The sequence below is a fragment of the Nocardiopsis sp. LOL_012 genome (genome assembly GCF_048060475.1).
GTDB lineage: Bacteria > Actinomycetota > Actinomycetes > Streptosporangiales > Streptosporangiaceae > Nocardiopsis.
On sequence record NZ_JBHMIV010000009.1, the window covers coordinates 81080 to 97325 of the forward strand.

The following is a 16246-nucleotide window of genomic DNA, read 5'->3' on the forward strand; positions in this document are numbered from 1 at the left end:
GGCGGCGGCCCCGGAACGCGGAGCGCGGTTACGGACGGACCGCGAACTGGAACTGGCCCGCCCAGTAAGCGGCCAGCCCCACGATCTCGATGTTGCGGCCGCTGCTCGGGGCGTGGACCATCTGGCCGTTGCCCGCGTAGAGGCCGTCATGGCTCAGACCGCCGTAGAAGAACATGATGTCGCCGGGCTGGAGGGCGCTCATGTCGTAGATGCGCGGACCCGCGTTGGCCTGCGAGTAGGTGGTGCGCGGCAGGTTCACGCCGCCGGCGCGCCAAGCGGCCTGGACCAGGCCGGAGCAGTCGTAGCCGTTCGGGCCGGTGCCGCCCCAGACGTAGGGCTTGCCGACCTGGGCGTAGGCGAAGTCCAGTGCGGCGCCCGCGCTCCCGGTGGCGCTCCCGGTGTAGTCCGCGCCCCCCGCGCTGCTGGCACCCTCCGCCGTGGGGTCGGACGAGGGGAACTGCGCCAGCAGGGCCTCCTGCTCGGCGATCGCCTCCTCGACCTCCTCCTTGGCCTCCTCGGCCTCCTCCAGCTCCTCCTCGGCGGCCTCCAGGGCCTCCTCCGCCTCGTCCTTGAGGGCGAACAGGCGCTCGGCGGACTCACCGAACTCGTCCAACTGGGCGAGCTGGCTCTCCGACAGGTAGTTCATGTCGGCGTCCTGCTCCAGCACCTCCTCGGGACGGTCGGAGGTGAGGATGCTGGCGGTCGCGTCCACGCCGCCGGACTGGTAGGCAGCGGCGGCGAAGCGCTGGACCTGCGAGCGCAGCTCGTTGTAGGTCTCCTCCTCGTCGCCGACCTGCTCTTCGAGCTCCTCGTACTGGGCGAGGGCGACCTCGTGGTCCTCCTCCGCCTGGTTGTAGGCCTCGACCTTGTCGGAGGCCTCCTCGTTGAGTTCCGCGATGCGGTCCTCGACCTCGTCCTGGGTCGGCTCCGCGTAGGCGGTGCCGGGGGAGACCAGGCTTCCGGCGATGGCCACACCGAGCCCGGTCGAGGCGAGGCGGCGAGCCGTGCGCCGACCACCGGCGTCGTTCATGGAGGTCCACGCTCCTTGGGGTAGGGACACCGCGCGAGGGTGCGGGGGACGTCGACAAGGCGGTCCGTGCCACAGGACGGACACAGCGCGAACGAGGGGTTCGTACCGGAACGGGAGACACAACCGTCCCGTTCTATCCGGATACATCACTCACGCTCGGGTAGAACTTAGCGGACGGGCCCCTCCACCTCAAGCGGTGGGGGCGCACGGCGCCGGACCGTGCGCCCCCACCGCCGTCACGGAGGGCCATAACCCCGGGTCCCGGGAGGGGCGGAGGGCGGCGCCGGGCAGCGGCTACTCTAGCCGCCGCAGGAAGATCGGCGACGACACCGCCCGTGCCCCGGCGCGGCGCACCGCCGTGACGATCTCCCGGTCCGAGGTCACCACCGCGATGGGGCGCCCCGGCGGCTCGGCGCCCACCAGGCGCACGATCAGCTCGTCCGCGGTCTCCCCGGGCGCGCTGAACAGCAGCCGCACCCTGCGGGGCGCGGCCAGCGCCGGAGGGGTGTCCACGTCCGCGCCGTCGAACACGCACGTGATCTCGGCCTTGGTGCGGCTGGCCAGGCCCTCCAGGGAGTTCAGCAGCCGGGTGCGCTGGTCGGCCAGGGGCAGCGTCCCGTACCCCGTCTTGGTGACGTTGTAGCCGTCGACCAGCAGGTGCACCCGGGGAACGGTCAGCAGCCGCTCCAGCAGCCCCGGATCGTCGTCGGGCAGCCCTCCGAGCGACACCCTGCGCTGCCCCGCCTCGGCCACGTGGTCGGCGGGCGCCTCCAGAGACGTGGGCAGGGCCAGTTCACGGCGCAGCCCGTGGGAGGCCTCGACCAGGACGTCCAGCAGCACACGTAGCCGGGCCTCGTCGGCGTTGCGCCCCGTACGCGCCGCCCGGCGCGCGTTCTCCACCTGCGCCTCGGCCGCCTCCACCCGCGAGCGCAGCCGCCGGTTCTCCGCCTCCAGAGCGCCTACCTGGCTCACCGACTCGCTCTCCCGGGCGGCGGTCTCATCCAGTGCCCGCCGGGCCCGCTCCCTGGCCTCCTTGGCGCGCTGGCGCTCGTCGTGCACCTTGCGCCGAAGCTCGGTGATCTCGGCCCGCTGGTCGCGGACCCGTGCGCGCAGGCGTTCGAGGTCGGCGCGGTGGGCGTGCCTGCTCTCCTCCAGCCTCCTGCGGACCGAGTCCAGCTCCTCGACGGCCTCGTCGGCCTCCTTCGCGCTGGTCCGGCGCTCCAGCTCCTCGCGCACCCCCTCGATGATCTCCGGCCACCCCCGGGGACGCAGCAGGTAGGCGCAGGCCGCCACGGCCACGGGGTCGGCAGCCGGGGGGACCACACCCGAGCGCAGCCCCTCGGCCAGCTCGGGCCACACGCGCTCCACACGCTCCCCGACCCGGCCCCGGAACCCCTCGTCGGTCTCCAACTGGGCGGCGATCTGGGGCCCGGCCAGCCGAGCCCGGCGGCGCGGCTCGAACCGGGCCACCCGGCGCAGCAGCGGGGGCAGTTCATTGGTGCGCATGCCGCCGAGCACGTCCGACCCGTACTCGATCACCCTGGCCCGCACCTGCTCCGGCAGGGGGCGGCCCAGCCCCTCGGCACCGGGGCCGCCGCCGTCGGCCGTCCCGGAGGCCCCGGCGGGTTCGGAGTCGCCGCCCGTCTCCGGGCGGGCGCTCATGACCGACCCGTCGTGCTCTCCGCCGCGCCACCGGAGTCCGGTGCCCCGGCGTCGGGGCGGGCGACGACCTCCACGCTGTCCGTGGCGCCGCACCAGCGGCACGCGACCCGCTCCACGGTCTCGGTGAGCACGGTGTGCTCCTCCACCACACCGCGGCCTGCCAGGTCCTGGTGGACGTAGTCCCGGGACCGGACAGTGCGGGTCACGTCGAACCGCGTGAGATTCCCGCAACCGGCGCACCGCCACCGTTCACCGTCACCCGGCTTCGTGGTCCCCACGGCTTCCTCCTCTGATCGCGCTCAACTCGGGACGCAACGACACTTCCGCCCCTTCGCCCTCATCTTTCCATGCCGGGCAGGTCAGCCCCGATCCCCAGCCGTTCGGTCACCGGCGCCGACTACCCTGGGCGGGTGCCTGCCGACTCCGCCGGGCCGTCCGGCGTCCAGACCAGCATCACCGACCTCGGTACCCCGCTGGCCGAGACGACCTTCGTGGTCGTGGACCTGGAGACCACGGGCACCAGCGCCCAGCGGTCGCGGATCACCGAGATCGGCGCCGTCAAGGTGCGCGGCGCCGACGTCCTCGGCGAGTTCTCCACCCTGGTGGACCCCGGGGTCCCGATCCCCGCCGAGATCACCCTCCTGACCGGCATCACCCAGTCCATGGTGGCCACCGCCCCTCCCCTGGAGGAGGCACTGCCCCGCCTGCTGGACTTCCTGGCCGCCGGCCCCGGCACCGCGCTCGTCGCGCACAACGCCCCCTTCGACACCGGGTTCCTCAAGGCCGCCTGCGAACGCCTGGACCTGGAGTGGCCCGCCCCGACGGTCGTGGACACCCTGCGCCTGGCCCGTGCCCTGCTGGTCCGGCCCCAGGTGCGCAACCACAGGCTCGCCACCCTCGCGGCGTTCTTCGGAGCACCCACCGCCCCCAACCACCGCGCCCTGGACGACGCTCGCGCCACCGTGGCCGTGCTGCGCGGCCTCATCGACCGCGCCGCCCCCATGGGGGTGCACAGCCTGGAGGAGCTACGGGCGGTCACCAAGCCCGCCAGCCGCGCCCAGCGCGCCAGGCGCCACCTCGCCGACGACCTGCCGGAGAAACCCGGCGTGTACATGTTCACCGACGCACGCGGCGCCGTCCTCTACGTCGGCAAGAGCGCCAACCTCCGCCGCCGTGTGGCTTCCTACTTCACCGCGGCCGAGAACCGTCGGCGCATCCGGGAGATGGCCGGGCTCGTGGAGGGCGTCACCCCCCTGGTGTGCACCACCGAACTGGAGGCCTCCGTCCGCGAACTGCGGATCATCGCCGAGCGCAAACCGCCCTTCAACCGCAGGTCGCGCTACCCCGAGCGCGCCTTCTGGGTCAAGCTCACCGCCGACGCCTACCCCCGGGTGTCGGTGGCGCGCACGGTCCACGACGACGGCGCACCCTACCTGGGCCCCTACACCTCGGCCCACGAGGCCGAACGCGCCAAGGGGGCCCTGCTGCACGCCTTCCCGCTGCGCCAGTGCACCCACACCTTCTCCGCCGACGCACCCGTGGCGGCGTGCGTGCTCGCGCAACTGGGGCGCTGCGGGGCGCCCTGCGACGGCACCGAGTCCCTGGAGGACTACACCGTCCACGCCGAGGCCGCGCGGGCGGCCATGACCGGCGACCCCGGTCCGGTCGTGGCCGCCCACACCGAGCGCATCACCGCGCTCTCCGCCGACCTGCGCTACGAGGAGGCAGCCGGCCACCGCGACCGGCTCGCGGCCTTCCTGCGCGGCGCACGGCGCGCCCAGCGGCTGTCGGCCATCGCCGCCGTCCCGCACCTGGTGGCCTCCCGCCCCGGTGCCACGGGCTGGGAGACGTGCGTGGTCCGCCACGGCCGCCTCGCGGGTGCAGCCGTGCTGGCCCCCGGGACCGACCCGGCGGCCTTCCTCGCCTCCCTCACCGCCACCGCCGAGCGAGTGGACGCCGGGCCCGGCCCCGTCCCGCGGGCCACCGCCGAGGAGACCGAGGCGGTGCTGGCCTGGCTTGAGCACCCCGCGGCCCGGCTCGTCGAGATCGAGGGGGAGTGGACCTGCCCGTTGCGCGGCGCCGAGGCGCACCCCCGGATGACACACTGGGCGCATGGCCGCGCTTCCGCTCAATGACGACTACCCGGTCCGCCGCGCCCCGGTGGTGGCCTTCACGCTGATCGCGGTGAACGTCCTCGTCTACCTCGCGTCCCCGCTGGCGACGACCGCCGTGTGGTACCCGAGCGACGTCGTCGGCCGGTACTGCGCCATCGACGACTACATCATGCTCTGGGGCGCGGTCCCCGACGAGATGCTCGGCCGGGTCGCCCTCGCGCCCCCGCCGACGCCCGAGTGCGGCGGCCTCGACGGCAAGGCCGTGTGGCTGTCGGTGTTCACCGCCATGTTCCTGCACGGCGGCGCCGCCCACCTGCTGGGCAACATGGTCTACCTGTTCGTGTTCGGCCCCGTCGTGGAGGACCGGATCGGGCGGATCCGCTTCCTGGCCCTGTACCTGCTCACCGGGGTGGCCGCGGCCTACGGGTACGCGCTGACCTCCACCGAGGGCACGGCACCCATGGTGGGGGCCTCCGGTGCGATCTCCGGTGTGCTCGGCGCCTACCTCGTCGTGCAGTTCCGCAGCAGGGTCACCACGCTGGTGTTCGGCCTGGTCCCGCTGCGGCTGCCCGGCTGGGCGGTGGTGGGAAGCTACTTCGCCTTCCAGTACCTTCTCTACGTCACCACGTCGAACACCCCCGGCAGCGGGTCCAACGTCGCCTACGCCGCGCACGTGTACGGATTCGTCGCCGGGGTGGCCGTGGGACTTGTGGTCTACCGGCTGCGATGGCGCTCCGGGACGCGGCTCTCCGACGTCTACTGAGCGTGCCCGCGCCCGGTGCACCGGCCCGTGCCAGACCCGTTCCTGGAGGAAACAGTGATCACCGCGATCGTCATGATCAAGGCCGAGGTCCACCGCATCCCCGAGGTCGCCGAGGCGATCGCCGGGATCGACGGCGTCAGCGAGGTGTACTCGGTGACCGGCGGCGTCGACCTCGTCGCCATGGTGCGGGTCCGCCGCCACGAGGAACTGGCCGAGGTGATCCCCGGCCGCGTGAACAGGGTCCCGGGTGTGACCTCCTCCGACACCCACATCTCGTTCCAGGCCTACTCCAGGCACGACCTGGAGTCGGCCTTCGCCCTGGGCTGGTAGCCCGCTGCCCGGTGCGCGCGCCCCCGGTGTCTGCAGGAGGAGTCACCCCCCGCAGCAAGCAGCGAGCCCCGCACCCAAGCCGTCTGGCCGAAAGCCAACGATCGGGAGCAGCGCGAGCGGCGTACCGGTCTCCGCAGGAGGAGTCTCCGCCGCTGCGAGGAACGAGCAGGGGCGGTAGCGACGACGAAGAGGCCGGTTCTCCACGCCGCGAGCACGTCCCGAGCCTGCGAGGGACCATGGACACGACTACCCCTTGGCCAGGCCCTGGGTGGTCTCCACCCAGGTGTCGAGTGTGCGCCGGGCCGCCCCGCTGTCGACGGCGGCGGCGGCGCGCTCGTAGCCGACGCGCACGGCCTCGGTGAGGGAGCCGCCCACACCGTCGACGGCGGCCAGCGCCGCCCCGGCGTTGAGCAGTACCGCGTCCCGGACCGGCCCCTTGTGCCCCGCGAGCATGTCGCGGACCGCCTGGGCGTTGAACTCCACGTCGCCACCGCGCAGGGCGTCGGGCTCCGAACGGGGGATGCCCAGCTCCAGCGGGTCCAGGCTCTCCCTGCGGGCGCGGCCGTCGCGCACCACCCACACGGTCGACGTGGTCGCCGTGGTGAGCTCGTCCAGGCCGTCGTCGCCGCGGAAGACCACCGCGGAGGTGCCGCGCTCGGCGAACACGCCCGCGATGACCTCGCACATACGCGCGTCGAACACGCCGATCGCGGCGCAGGTGGTCTGTGCCGGGTTGGTCAGCGGACCCAGGAAGTTGAAGACGGTGGGGACCGCCAGCTCGCGGCGCGGCTTGGCGGTGAAGCGGAACGAGGGGTGGAAGACCGGGGCGAAGCAGAAGGTGATGCCGGTCTCCTCGGCGACCCGGGCGGTCAGCTCCGGCGCCAGGTCCAGGACCACGCCGAGCCGCTCCAGGACGTCGGCCGTGCCGCAGGAGGAGGAGGACGCCCGGTTGCCGTGCTTGACCACGCGCGCGCCCGCAGCCGAGGCCACGATCGAGGCCATCGTCGACACGTTCACGGTGTGGGCCCGGTCGCCTCCGGTACCCACGACGTCCAGGGTCGGCCCCGAGACGGAGATCCGGACGGCGTTGTCGAGCATGCCGCGGGCGAGGCCGGTCACCTCGGACACGCTCTCCCCCTTGGAGCGCAGGGCGATGGCGAACCCGGCGATCTGGGCGTCGGTCGCCGAGCCGGACATGATCTCGTTCATCGCCCACCCGGTGTCGGAGGCGCTGAGCGTCACGCCGTCCAACAGGGCGGTGATCAGGGCGGCCCAGCTCCGCTCGGTGACGGCGGAGGGGGCGTCGGCAGGGTCGGTGTTCATGGTTTCCTCGGGCTCCACGGTGCGTGACGGGGGCGGGCGGTGGCGCGTGGCCGCCCGGTGCGGGTCGGCGGCCCGCCGGGTCAGCCGCTCAGGGCCGCGGTGCGCCGGCGCATGAGGTCGGCCAGGGCCTCGGCCAAGGCGACCGGGTCGATCGGGTGGCTCACCACCTGCTCGGCCTGCGACCAGGTCGCGAGCCAGCCGTCGTCGCGGCGGCCGACCAGCAGCAGCACCGGCGGGCAGTGGTAGATCTCGTCCTTGATCTGGCGGCACAGGCCCATGCCGCCCACCGGGGCGGCCTCGCCGTCGAGGACGGCGACGTCGATCCGCTCGGCCCGGTCGGTCGACTCCAGTCGGCGCAGGGCCGCCGGGGCGGTCGCGCACTCCACGAACTCCACCTTGGGCACGTCCGCGGCGGGGCGGCGGCCGACGGCCAGCCGGACCTGCTCGCGAGTGTCGGCCTTGTCGCTGTAGACCAGCACGCGCATCCTGGAACCCGTCTCCGTACCGCTGTCCACCATCGCGCAACCGTCCCATCGCGTCTGTCCTCGGCCGTTTGGGGGTGCGGCCGGGGCCCTTATCGGCTGTTGTTCCCACGACTCTATTGCCTCGCGGCCCGGCTGCCCAGACAGCGGTGCGGGGCATCGCCCTCCGAAGGATGCCAGCACCTTTCGGAGCCGTGTTCCGGCCGCTTCGGGGGTGCGTTGCCCAACGGTGATGCTTTCGATGCCCCCGGGTGACGCGGGCTGGGTTCGGGTGCCCCCGGAGGGGGTAGGGATCGCCGTGCCCGCGCCGGAAACCGCGCCCGTCGCCGCCCGTGGGCGTGTCACAGGGCCGGGAGCGGAGTCCGAGCCGCTACAGTAACGCCCGGGTCACGGTGAACGCCCCGCTCCGGAGGCCTGGACGGTCAATGGCCGGTACCGATCCGCTCCCTTACGGGGGGTCGGATACGGGTCTTCGCGAGATGCCGTAATAATGCTCCCGTGGCGACAGCAACCGCGAACCCCAAAACAGCACCGACACCAGCGCATGGTGCGGCAAAGCGTCCTGACCTGGTGAGCGTTGGAACCATCGTCTGGTTGTCCAACGAACTCATGTTCTTCGCAGCGCTGTTCGCGATGTACTTCACCATCCGATCGGTGACCAACGGCAACCCGGAGCTCGGTGCGTGGCCGGACACGCACCTCAACGTGCCCTGGGCCACCGCGATCACCATCGTCCTGGTGGCTTCCAGCTTCACCGCGCAGTTCGGCGTCTGGGCCGCTGAGCGCGGTGACGTCAAGAAGCTGCGCGCGTGGTTCTTCCTGACGTTCTTCATGGGCCTGTTCTTCGTCTTGGGCCAGGCCTATGAGTACTACGAGCTCATCGTCCACGAGGGGCTGACTCTCCAGTCGAGCGCCTACGGGTCGATGTTCTACCTGACCACGGGCTTCCACGGGATGCACGTCATCGGTGGCCTCATCGCGTTCCTCATCATGCTGGGACGCACGTACGCCGCGAAGCGCTTCACTCACCAGCAGGCGACCAGTGCGATCGTCGTGTCCTACTACTGGCACTTCGTCGACGTGGTCTGGATCGCTCTGTTCGCAACCATCTACTTCATCCAGTAACCCGGAACGGGGAAACCGTGAAATGGATTACCGCGCGGCGACGGCATCCCCTCGCGGGGTATGCCGTCGTCATCCTCGCGCTCACCCTGTTCGGGGTGGGGTACGCCGCCCTGGCCCCCACCTCCGACCAGGCCCAGGCGCAGACCCTCGCCGCTGATGCCCCGTCGCCCGACGACGTGGACATCGCCGAGGGCAAGACCGTCTTCGACCAGACGTGCGCCTCGTGCCACGGCCTGGACGGCTCTGGCACCGAGACCGGACCGGACCTGCGCGAGGTCGGCTCCGCCGCGATCGACTTCCAGGTCAGCACCGGCCGTATGCCGTCGATGAACCCGGACACCCAGATGCCGCGCCGCGACATGGTCATGTCCGAGCAGGACCTGGACAACCTGATCGCGTACTACAACGCCGAGATCAGGGACGGCGAGAGCGGGGCCGACGTCCCCTACGGCGTCCCGGGCTCCGCCCCCCGACCGGAGGACTTCGAGCCCAACCGGGCCGACTACGACTCCGACGAGGCCTTCCACGAGGCCGAGGAAGAGGCCCACGCCGAGTACGAGGCGGCGCTCGCCGAGTACGAGGCCGCCTACGACGAGTACATCGAGGGCGCCGACGACACCGAGATGGGCATGCAGCTCTACCTGACCAACTGTGCGCACTGCCATGGCTGGTCCGGCGGCGGCGGCGCCCTCACCGACGGCCGGTGGGCCCCCGAGATCCACGAGGCCACGCCCCGTGAGATCTACGAGGCCATGGTCACCGGACCCGGCGCCATGCCGATGTTCGACGACATGCTCATCACCTCGGACGAGAAGCAGGAGCTCATCTCCTACGTGAAGACCCTGCAGGCCGAGCCCAACGCCGGCGGCATCTTCGACCTGGAGCGTGTCGGCCAGGTCGCGGAGGGTTTCATCTCCTGGACCATCGGTCTGGCCCTGATCGTCGCCTGCGCGATCTGGATCACCGCGAAGCAGCGTGCACATGACTGACAACAGCAACGACAAGAACGGGGCCGAGGGGCCCGAGCGCGTGCTCGGCACCCCTACCGAGTCCTCCGAGGAGAGGGCGGTCGCCGCGGCGGACGCCGCGCACGAGGGCCCCTATCCCGCGTCGGAGACCCACGCGCACCCCGAGGAGCAGCAGCGCCGGGGCGAGCGGATCGCCGCGGTGTGGTTCGTCCTCGCCTTCCTGGGCGGTGTCGGGTTCCTGGTCTCCTACTTCCTGTTCCCCCCGAACGCGCAGGGCGCTCCGGCGATCGCGGACCCGCAGATCGGCCAGTACTCGAACATGCTCCTGGGCGGATCGCTCACCCTGGCGATGTTCGGTATCGGCGCCGGGATGACCGTGTGGGCGCGCAACGTGATGCCCCACTACGAGGTCTCCTCGCCCTACGACGAGCTGCCCTCCAGTGAGGAGGAGAAGGGCTCCTTCGGCGCCTTCTTCATGCGGGGGGCCGACGAGAGCGGCATCACCAAGCGCCCGCTGATGCGGCGGACGCTCATCGCGGCCATGCTGCCGCTGGGCCTGGCCCCGATCGTGCTGCTGCGCGACACGGGCCCCCTGCCCGGCGACAAGCTGAAGAACACCGTCTGGGCCGACGGCATGCGGATGGTGGTGGAGGGCACCGACCGCCAGATCAAGGCGGAGGACCTGGAGAACGCCCCCAACGGCATGATCAGTGCCCTGCCCGACCCGGGCGGACACGGCGGGGAGGAGGGCCACGGCGACGGCGGCCACCACCTGAGCCTCAACGAGAAGGCCAAGTCCGTCATCCTGCTGATCAAGATCCCCGAGGCCGACTACAAGCCGGGGATGAACGAGAACGTCGAGGGCGACCAGTCGAGGCTCAACTGGACCTACGACGGGATCGTCGCCTACTCGAAGATCTGCACCCACGTCGGCTGCCCGGCGGCCCTGTACGAGCGGACCACGCACCGCATCCTGTGCCCGTGCCACCAGTCGACCTTCGACGCCGCCGACGGCGCCAAGGTGGTCTTCGGCCCGGCGCACCGGCCGCTGCCGCAGTTGCCGATCGGCGTCGACGACGAGGGCTACCTCATCGCGACCGGTGACTTCCCCGAAGCCCCCGGTCCGACGTTCTGGGACTATGCGAAGGACTAGTCGATGAGTAAGACCACGCAAGCACCCAAGGCTCTGCGCGGCGTCGGGAACTTCATCGACGACCGCTTCCACCTGGCCAAGACCGGCGAGAAGAACCTGCGCAAGGTCTTCCCGAACCACTGGTCGTTCATGCTGGGCGAGATCGCGCTGTACTCGTTCATCATCCTGCTCCTCACGGGCGTCTTCCTGACGCTGTGGTTCAAGCCGAGCATGGCCGAGATCGTCTACGACGGCTCCTACGAGCGCCTCCAGGGCGTGGAGATGAGCGAGGCCTACGCCTCCACCCTGTACATCGACTTCGATGTGCGCGGCGGGTTCCTCGTCCGGCAGATCCACCACTGGGCCGCGCTCATCTTCGTGGCCTCGCTCGTGGTGCACGCGCTGCGCGTGTTCTTCACGGGCGCGTTCCGCAAGCCGCGCGAGATCAACTGGCTCATCGGGGTGGGGATCTTCGCCATCGCGATGGTCGAGGGCCTGTTCGGCTACTCGCTGCCGGACGACCTGCCCTCGGGTATGGGCGTGCGCATCCTCCAGGGCGTGATGCTGGCCCTGCCGGTGGTGGGGACCTACATCTCCATGTTCCTGTTCGGGGGCGAGTTCCCCGGGGACATCATCATCGCGCGCCTGTACATGCTGCACATCCTGCTGCTCCCGGCGATCCTGCTGGCGCTGATCGTGGCGCACTTCATGATCCTGTGGCACCAGAAGCACACGCAGTACCCGGGGACCGGCAGGTCCGACAAGACGGTCGTGGGAACGCCGATGTGGCCGGGCTTCGCGATCAAGGCGGGCGGATTCTTCTTCTTCACGTTCGCCGTCATCGCGGGGCTGAGCGCGTTCGTCCAGATCAACCCGATCCACCTGTTCGGTCCGTTCACACCGACCTCCATCACCTCCGGCCTCCAGCCGGACTGGTACATGGGCTTCATGGAGGGCGCGCTGCGCATCTTCCCGAACACCCTGGACTTCCAGATCTTCGGGTACGCGGTCCCGATCGCCGTGCTCGTGCCGGGGCTGGGGGCCATGGGTCTGCTGTTCGGCGCGATGGGCGTGTGGCCGTTCCTGGAGGCGTGGATCACCGGGGACAAGAGGGCGCACAACGTCGCCGACCGTCCGCGCAACGCCCCGGTCCGCACCGGGCTGGGCGTCGCCGCGGTCGTCGCCTACGGCGTCCTGTGGCTGGCCGGGTCGAACGACATCCTGTCGGAGACCTTCTCCATCAACCTGTACCTGACCACCTACATCTTCCGGGTGCTCTTCATCGTGGGTCCGATCGTGGCGTTCATCGTCACCAAGCGGATCTGCCTGGGCCTGCAGCGGCGCGACCGCGAGACCCTGGAGCACGGGTACGAGAGCGGGACCATCCGGCAGTTGTCGGGCGGTGAGTTCATCGAGGTGCACAAGGAGAGCTCCCAGGGCACGGTCGACGTGCTCCGGAGCAAGCCCACCGTCACCTCCACCGCGCTGGTCGAGGACACCGACGACAAGGGTGTGGAGAACCCCGAGGCCCGCAAGGCCAAGGGCAGGTTCCGCAGGGCCCTGGCGCACTGGTACACGAAGGACAACGTGTCGGTGGACGACGTGGAGCCGCACAGCGGCCACCACCTGCACCACTCCGAGAGCGAGACCTCGGGCGCCCACTAGGCGCCGGAGCGCTCCGACACCGGGACGGGCCCAGGCCGCGGTCAGCGGTCCGGGCCCGTCCCGCTCTCTCCGGGCCCGCCGTGTCCGGCTCCCGGGGACCGCACGGCACGGCGAAGGCCGACCACCCGCCGGTGGTCGGCCTTCGGGCGCTCCGGGGGTGCGGGTCAGCCGGCGTAGATGTCCTCGATCTCCTGGCTCCAGGTCTTGTTCACCACGTGGCGCTTGACCTTGAGGGAGGCGGTGAGCGCCCCGTTCTCCTCGGTGAAGTCCGACGACAGGATGCGGAACTTCTTGATGCCCTCGGCCTTGGACACGGCCCGGTTGGCGTTGTCGACGGCCTTCTGGATCTCCGCGTTGAGGTCGGGGTCCTCGGTGAGGTCGGCGATCTGTCCGCTCTTGCCGTTGGCCTCCCGCCACTGCTCGAAGGAGTCGGGGTCGATCGTGACCAGCGCGGCGATGAACTTGCGGTTGTCGCCGACGACCATGCACTGGCTGACCAGGGCGTTGGCCCGGATGCGGTCCTCCAGCACCGCGGGGGCGACGTTCTTGCCGCCCGCGGTCACGATGATCTCCTTCTTGCGGCCGGTGATGCTCAGGAAGCCGTCCTCGTCCAGGGAGCCGAGGTCGCCGGTGCGGTAGAAGCCGCCCTCGGCGAAGGCCTCCTCGGTGGCCTTCTCGTTGTTCCAGTAGCCGACCATGACGTGGTCGCCCTTGACGAGGACCTCGCCGTCCTCGGCGATCCTCGCGGAGGTGCCGGGCAGCGGCTGGCCGACCGTACCGATCTTGTTGAAGTCGGTGCTGTTCACCGTGCTGGGCGCGGTGGTCTCGGTCAGACCGTAGCCCTCGACGATGGTGAAGCCGATGCCCCGGAAGAAGTGGCCGAGGCGGGCGCCGAGCGCCGAGCCGCCCGAGACCGCGTACTGCGCGTTCCCGCCCAGGGCGGCGAGGAGCTTGCCGTAGACGAGCTTGGCGAACAGGGTGTGCTTGAGCTTGGTGCCGAAGGGGACCCGGCCCGTGTCCAGCGCCTTGCTGTAGGCGATGGCGGTGTCCGCGGCGGCGGCGAAGATCCTGCCCTTGCCCTCGGCCGTGGCCTTCTGCTCCGCCTTGGTGTAGACCTTCTCGAACACGCGGGGGACCGCGAGGAGGAAGGTCGGGCGGAAGACCGCGAACTCCTCGATCAGTTCGGGGCCGGTGGAGGGGAAGTGGCCGAGGACGCCCTTGCCCTCCAGGACCATGACCTGGACGAACCGGGCGAAGACGTGGGCCAGGGGCAGGAAGAGGAGGGTGGAGGGGTCGGGGTGCTCGCGCAGGATCTGCCGGGCGGGGCCCTCCAGCGACTGGTGGGCGATGAAGAGGAAGTTGCGGTGGGTGAGCTTGCAGCCCTTGGGGCGCCCGGTGGTCCCGGAGGTGTAGATGAGGGTGGCGAGGTCGTCGGCCCTGACCGCCGTACGGCGCTCCTCCAGCGTCTCGTCGGAGACCTCGGAGCCGGTGGGGCGCAGCTCTTCCAGATCGCCCTCGAACGTCCACAGGTGGGCCAGGTCCGGGGTACGCACCGACTCCACGCGCTCGGCGTGCTCGGCGGTCTCCACGAAGGCGGCCTTGGCGCCGGAGTCGGAGAGGATCCAGCCGATCTGCTCGGCCGAGGAGGTCTCGTAGATCGGGACGGTGACCGCGCCAACGGACCAGATGGCGTAGTCGACGACGGTCCACTCGTAGCGGGTCCGCGACATGAGGGCGACCCGGTCGCCGTGCTCGACGCCCGCGTTGATCAGTGCCTTGGCGAACGCGGCGATGTCGCCGTGCAGCTCCGCGGCGGTGACGTCCCGCCACTGGCCGGACTCCTGGCGGCGGGCCGCGACGGCGTCGGGCTCCTCGGCCGCGCGCGCGTAGAGCGTGTCGGTCAGCCGCGCGTCATCGGAGATCTCGGTGACGGGGGGAGAGCTGTATTCGCGCACGTTGGGTCTCCTGGGCATAGACGGATTGCGGAAGGATGAAAACGTGATGACCGTAACAACACCATGCTACTTGTGAGTAGAGTCACGGCTCGTTCGGTACCCAACGGTGACCGGCATCCAGCCCCTGACATGGGCGGACGCGCACCGTAGGGCGTGCCCCGCGCTTGGCGGGATCGCCATCCAAGTGAACTATGTGATCTTTTGTGCCCCGTGGGGTGAATGTTTGATTTTGATGGTACTCCCTGGTTCTCCCCTGGTCCTTCCCTGAGAGGGGGAGTCCGGCGGTGGCGCGCCGGTTACCTTGATTCCCAGGAGGTCTGCTCATGACGACAGAGAACAAGGACGGCGACATCGTCGACGACGCGCTGCGCCTGGTCGACACCCTCCAGCGCAGGCTGCTGGCCGCCGGGGTCAAATCGGTCACCGCCCCGCCGAAGAGGGACGACGTGTGGGGGGAGGCGATCCGCCTGGAGTCCGGACGGGAGCGCCCGCCGGCCGAGGAGGTCTTGGACATCGTGCGCACGGCCGTGCCCGAGGTCGCCGGCCACCTCGGGCGGGCTGGGGTGGCCGCGGCGTCCGCGCTCGGGCGCACGTGGGACGTATTCGAGCGCTCTCTCGAACGCACGCGGAGGGAGTAGGGGCCGCGGTGCTGTCTCCGGGGTCCGTGGCCTGGTTTAATCGACCTATTAGGAAGATACTTGTCACGAACCCGGACACTTATGTCAGAGTTCGGGCGTAAGTGCGAAGGAGAGGCCCTCATGCTGACCATCGGTGTGGACATCGGCGGGACCAAGGTCGCCGCCGGTGCCGTGGACGACGAGGGTCGGATCCTGGACAAGGTCAAGTACCCCACCCCCTCCCATGACCCGGAGGGCCTGGCCGACGTCGTCGCGCGCGCCGTCCACGAGCTGCGCGGCCGGCACGAGTGCGGGGCCGTGGGCGTCGGCGTCGCCGGGTTCGTGGACGAGGACCGGGCCACGGTCCAGGTCGCGGTCAACCTGGGCCTGCACGGGTACCCCCTCAGGGACAGCGTCCAGGACCGCGTCGGCCTCCCGGTGGTCGTGGAGAACGACGCCAACGCCGCCGCGTGGGCCGAGGCCCGGTTCGGGGCCGGACGCGGAAGCGACCACATCGTGTGCGTCACCCTCGGCACCGGTATCGGCGGCGGCGTGGTCCTGGCGGGGGAGCTGTACCGCGGGCACTTCGGAGCCGCCGCCGAGGTGGGCCACTACCGCGTCGTCCCCTACGGACGCCGCTGCGCGTGCGGCAACCACGGCTGCTGGGAGCAGTACGCCAGCGGCCGCGCCCTGGTCGCCGAGGCCCAGGACCGCGCCCGGACCGACCCCCAGGCCACCGAGCGGATGCTCAAACTCGCCGAGGGGGAGACCGAACGGGTCCAAGGGCCCGTCGTCACCCAGGCGGCCCTGGAGGGCGACGCCGCAGCACTGGAGTGCTTCGCCGCAGTGGGGGAGTGGGTGGGTCTCGGCCTGGCCGACCTCGCAGCGATCCTGGACCCCGCGTGCTTCGTGATCGGCGGCGGCGTCTCCGACGCCGGGTCCGTACTCCTGGACCCGGTCCGCTCCTCGTTCGCCCGCCACGTCTCCGGGCGCCCCCACCGCAGGATGGCCCGGGTGCGGCTCGCCGAACTCGGGGGCGAGGCCGGCATCGTCGGCGCCGGGGACCTCGCCCGCCGCTGA

14 protein-coding genes and 1 pseudogene are annotated in these 16246 nt (G+C 71.0%); 9 read left to right on the top strand and 6 right to left on the bottom strand.

Annotated elements, in window-relative coordinates:
• Positions 1-28 precede the first annotated feature (28 nt).
• The 3 genes from ACFHWE_RS08130 to ACFHWE_RS08140 all read right to left on the bottom strand — a co-directional run bounded on the left by ACFHWE_RS08130 (position 29) and on the right by ACFHWE_RS08140 (position 2970).
• Positions 29-1030: an NlpC/P60 family protein gene (locus ACFHWE_RS08130; protein WP_416599998.1), complete on the bottom strand. Its 1002-nt coding sequence runs from the start codon at positions 1028-1030 to the stop codon at positions 29-31.
• A gap of 294 nt (positions 1031-1324) precedes the next feature.
• A complete protein-coding gene (locus tag ACFHWE_RS08135) occupies positions 1325-2692 on the bottom strand; it encodes an NYN domain-containing protein (protein WP_416599999.1) in 1368 nt (455 codons plus the stop codon).
• Complete coding sequence (locus tag ACFHWE_RS08140) at positions 2689-2970, bottom strand: hypothetical protein (RefSeq protein ID WP_416600000.1); 282 nt, start codon at positions 2968-2970, stop codon at positions 2689-2691. The genes ACFHWE_RS08135 and ACFHWE_RS08140 overlap by 4 nt, the downstream gene beginning before the upstream one ends.
• Positions 2971-3039: 69 nt before the next feature.
• On the opposite strand from ACFHWE_RS08140, the gene ACFHWE_RS08145 reads away from it, so the two are divergent.
• Genes ACFHWE_RS08145 through ACFHWE_RS08155 form a run of 3 tightly spaced genes read left to right on the top strand, consistent with a single transcriptional unit; the run spans position 3040 to position 5899 of the window.
• Complete coding sequence (locus tag ACFHWE_RS08145) at positions 3040-4827, top strand: DEDD exonuclease domain-containing protein (RefSeq protein WP_416600001.1); 1788 nt, start codon at positions 3040-3042, stop codon at positions 4825-4827.
• Positions 4805-5569, top strand: a complete 765-nt coding sequence (locus ACFHWE_RS08150; protein ID WP_416600002.1) for a rhomboid family intramembrane serine protease — start codon at positions 4805-4807, stop codon at positions 5567-5569. Before ACFHWE_RS08145 ends, ACFHWE_RS08150 begins: the two co-directional genes overlap by 23 nt.
• A gap of 54 nt (positions 5570-5623) precedes the next feature.
• Positions 5624-5899: an Lrp/AsnC family transcriptional regulator gene (locus ACFHWE_RS08155; protein ID WP_416600066.1), complete on the top strand. Its 276-nt coding sequence runs from the start codon at positions 5624-5626 to the stop codon at positions 5897-5899.
• A 246-nt stretch (positions 5900-6145) separates the two neighbouring features.
• Here the strand turns inward: ACFHWE_RS08155 and trpD are convergent, their stop codons facing one another.
• Positions 6146-7222: an anthranilate phosphoribosyltransferase gene (gene trpD, locus ACFHWE_RS08160; protein ID WP_416600003.1), complete on the bottom strand. Its 1077-nt coding sequence runs from the start codon at positions 7220-7222 to the stop codon at positions 6146-6148.
• A gap of 80 nt (positions 7223-7302) precedes the next feature.
• A complete protein-coding gene (locus ACFHWE_RS08165; RefSeq protein WP_416600004.1) occupies positions 7303-7740 on the bottom strand; it encodes a hypothetical protein in 438 nt (145 codons plus the stop codon).
• Positions 7741-8274: 534 nt separating this feature from the next.
• Here ACFHWE_RS08165 and ACFHWE_RS08170 point away from each other — a divergent pair.
• The 4 genes from ACFHWE_RS08170 to ACFHWE_RS08185 all read left to right on the top strand — a co-directional run bounded on the left by ACFHWE_RS08170 (position 8275) and on the right by ACFHWE_RS08185 (position 12594).
• Positions 8275-8829, top strand: a complete 555-nt coding sequence (locus ACFHWE_RS08170; protein ID WP_416600005.1) for a cytochrome c oxidase subunit 3 — start codon at positions 8275-8277, stop codon at positions 8827-8829.
• A 95-nt stretch (positions 8830-8924) separates the two neighbouring features.
• A complete protein-coding gene (locus ACFHWE_RS08175; RefSeq protein WP_416600068.1) occupies positions 8925-9818 on the top strand; it encodes a cytochrome c in 894 nt (297 codons plus the stop codon).
• Positions 9811-10950, top strand: coding sequence for a Rieske 2Fe-2S domain-containing protein (locus tag ACFHWE_RS08180; protein WP_416600006.1), 1140 nt, complete (start codon positions 9811-9813; stop codon positions 10948-10950). The genes ACFHWE_RS08175 and ACFHWE_RS08180 overlap by 8 nt, the downstream gene beginning before the upstream one ends.
• A 3-nt stretch (positions 10951-10953) precedes the next feature.
• Complete coding sequence (locus tag ACFHWE_RS08185) at positions 10954-12594, top strand: cytochrome b (RefSeq protein ID WP_416600007.1); 1641 nt, start codon at positions 10954-10956, stop codon at positions 12592-12594.
• A gap of 164 nt (positions 12595-12758) precedes the next feature.
• Here ACFHWE_RS08185 and ACFHWE_RS08190 read toward each other — a convergent pair whose 3' ends face one another.
• Complete coding sequence (locus tag ACFHWE_RS08190; protein ID WP_416600008.1) at positions 12759-14549, bottom strand: AMP-dependent synthetase/ligase; 1791 nt, start codon at positions 14547-14549, stop codon at positions 12759-12761.
• A gap of 323 nt (positions 14550-14872) precedes the next feature.
• Between ACFHWE_RS08190 and ACFHWE_RS08195 the strand changes: the two are divergent.
• Positions 14873-15184 (top strand): annotated as a pseudogene (locus tag ACFHWE_RS08195) (hypothetical protein); the annotation flags it as partial.
• Positions 15185-15307: 123 nt separating this feature from the next.
• On the top strand, positions 15308-16246 hold the full coding sequence (locus tag ACFHWE_RS08200) for an ROK family glucokinase (RefSeq protein ID WP_416600009.1): 939 nt from the start codon (positions 15308-15310) through the stop codon (positions 16244-16246).

Coding starts and splice junctions, on each gene's coding strand:
- ACFHWE_RS08185 (WP_416600007.1), top strand. CDS start 10,954: ATGAGTAAGACCACGCAAGCACCCAAGGCTCTGCGCGGCGTCGGGAAC.
- ACFHWE_RS08150 (WP_416600002.1), top strand. CDS start 4,805: ATGGCCGCGCTTCCGCTCAATGACGACTACCCGGTCCGCCGCGCCCCG.
- trpD (WP_416600003.1), bottom strand. CDS start 7,222: ATGAACACCGACCCTGCCGACGCCCCCTCCGCCGTCACCGAGCGGAGC.
- ACFHWE_RS08200 (WP_416600009.1), top strand. CDS start 15,308: ATGCTGACCATCGGTGTGGACATCGGCGGGACCAAGGTCGCCGCCGGT.
- ACFHWE_RS08135 (WP_416599999.1), bottom strand. CDS start 2,692: ATGAGCGCCCGCCCGGAGACGGGCGGCGACTCCGAACCCGCCGGGGCC.
- ACFHWE_RS08180 (WP_416600006.1), top strand. CDS start 9,811: ATGACTGACAACAGCAACGACAAGAACGGGGCCGAGGGGCCCGAGCGC.
- ACFHWE_RS08165 (WP_416600004.1), bottom strand. CDS start 7,740: ATGGTGGACAGCGGTACGGAGACGGGTTCCAGGATGCGCGTGCTGGTC.
- ACFHWE_RS08145 (WP_416600001.1), top strand. CDS start 3,040: ATGCCGGGCAGGTCAGCCCCGATCCCCAGCCGTTCGGTCACCGGCGCC.
- ACFHWE_RS08130 (WP_416599998.1), bottom strand. CDS start 1,030: ATGAACGACGCCGGTGGTCGGCGCACGGCTCGCCGCCTCGCCTCGACC.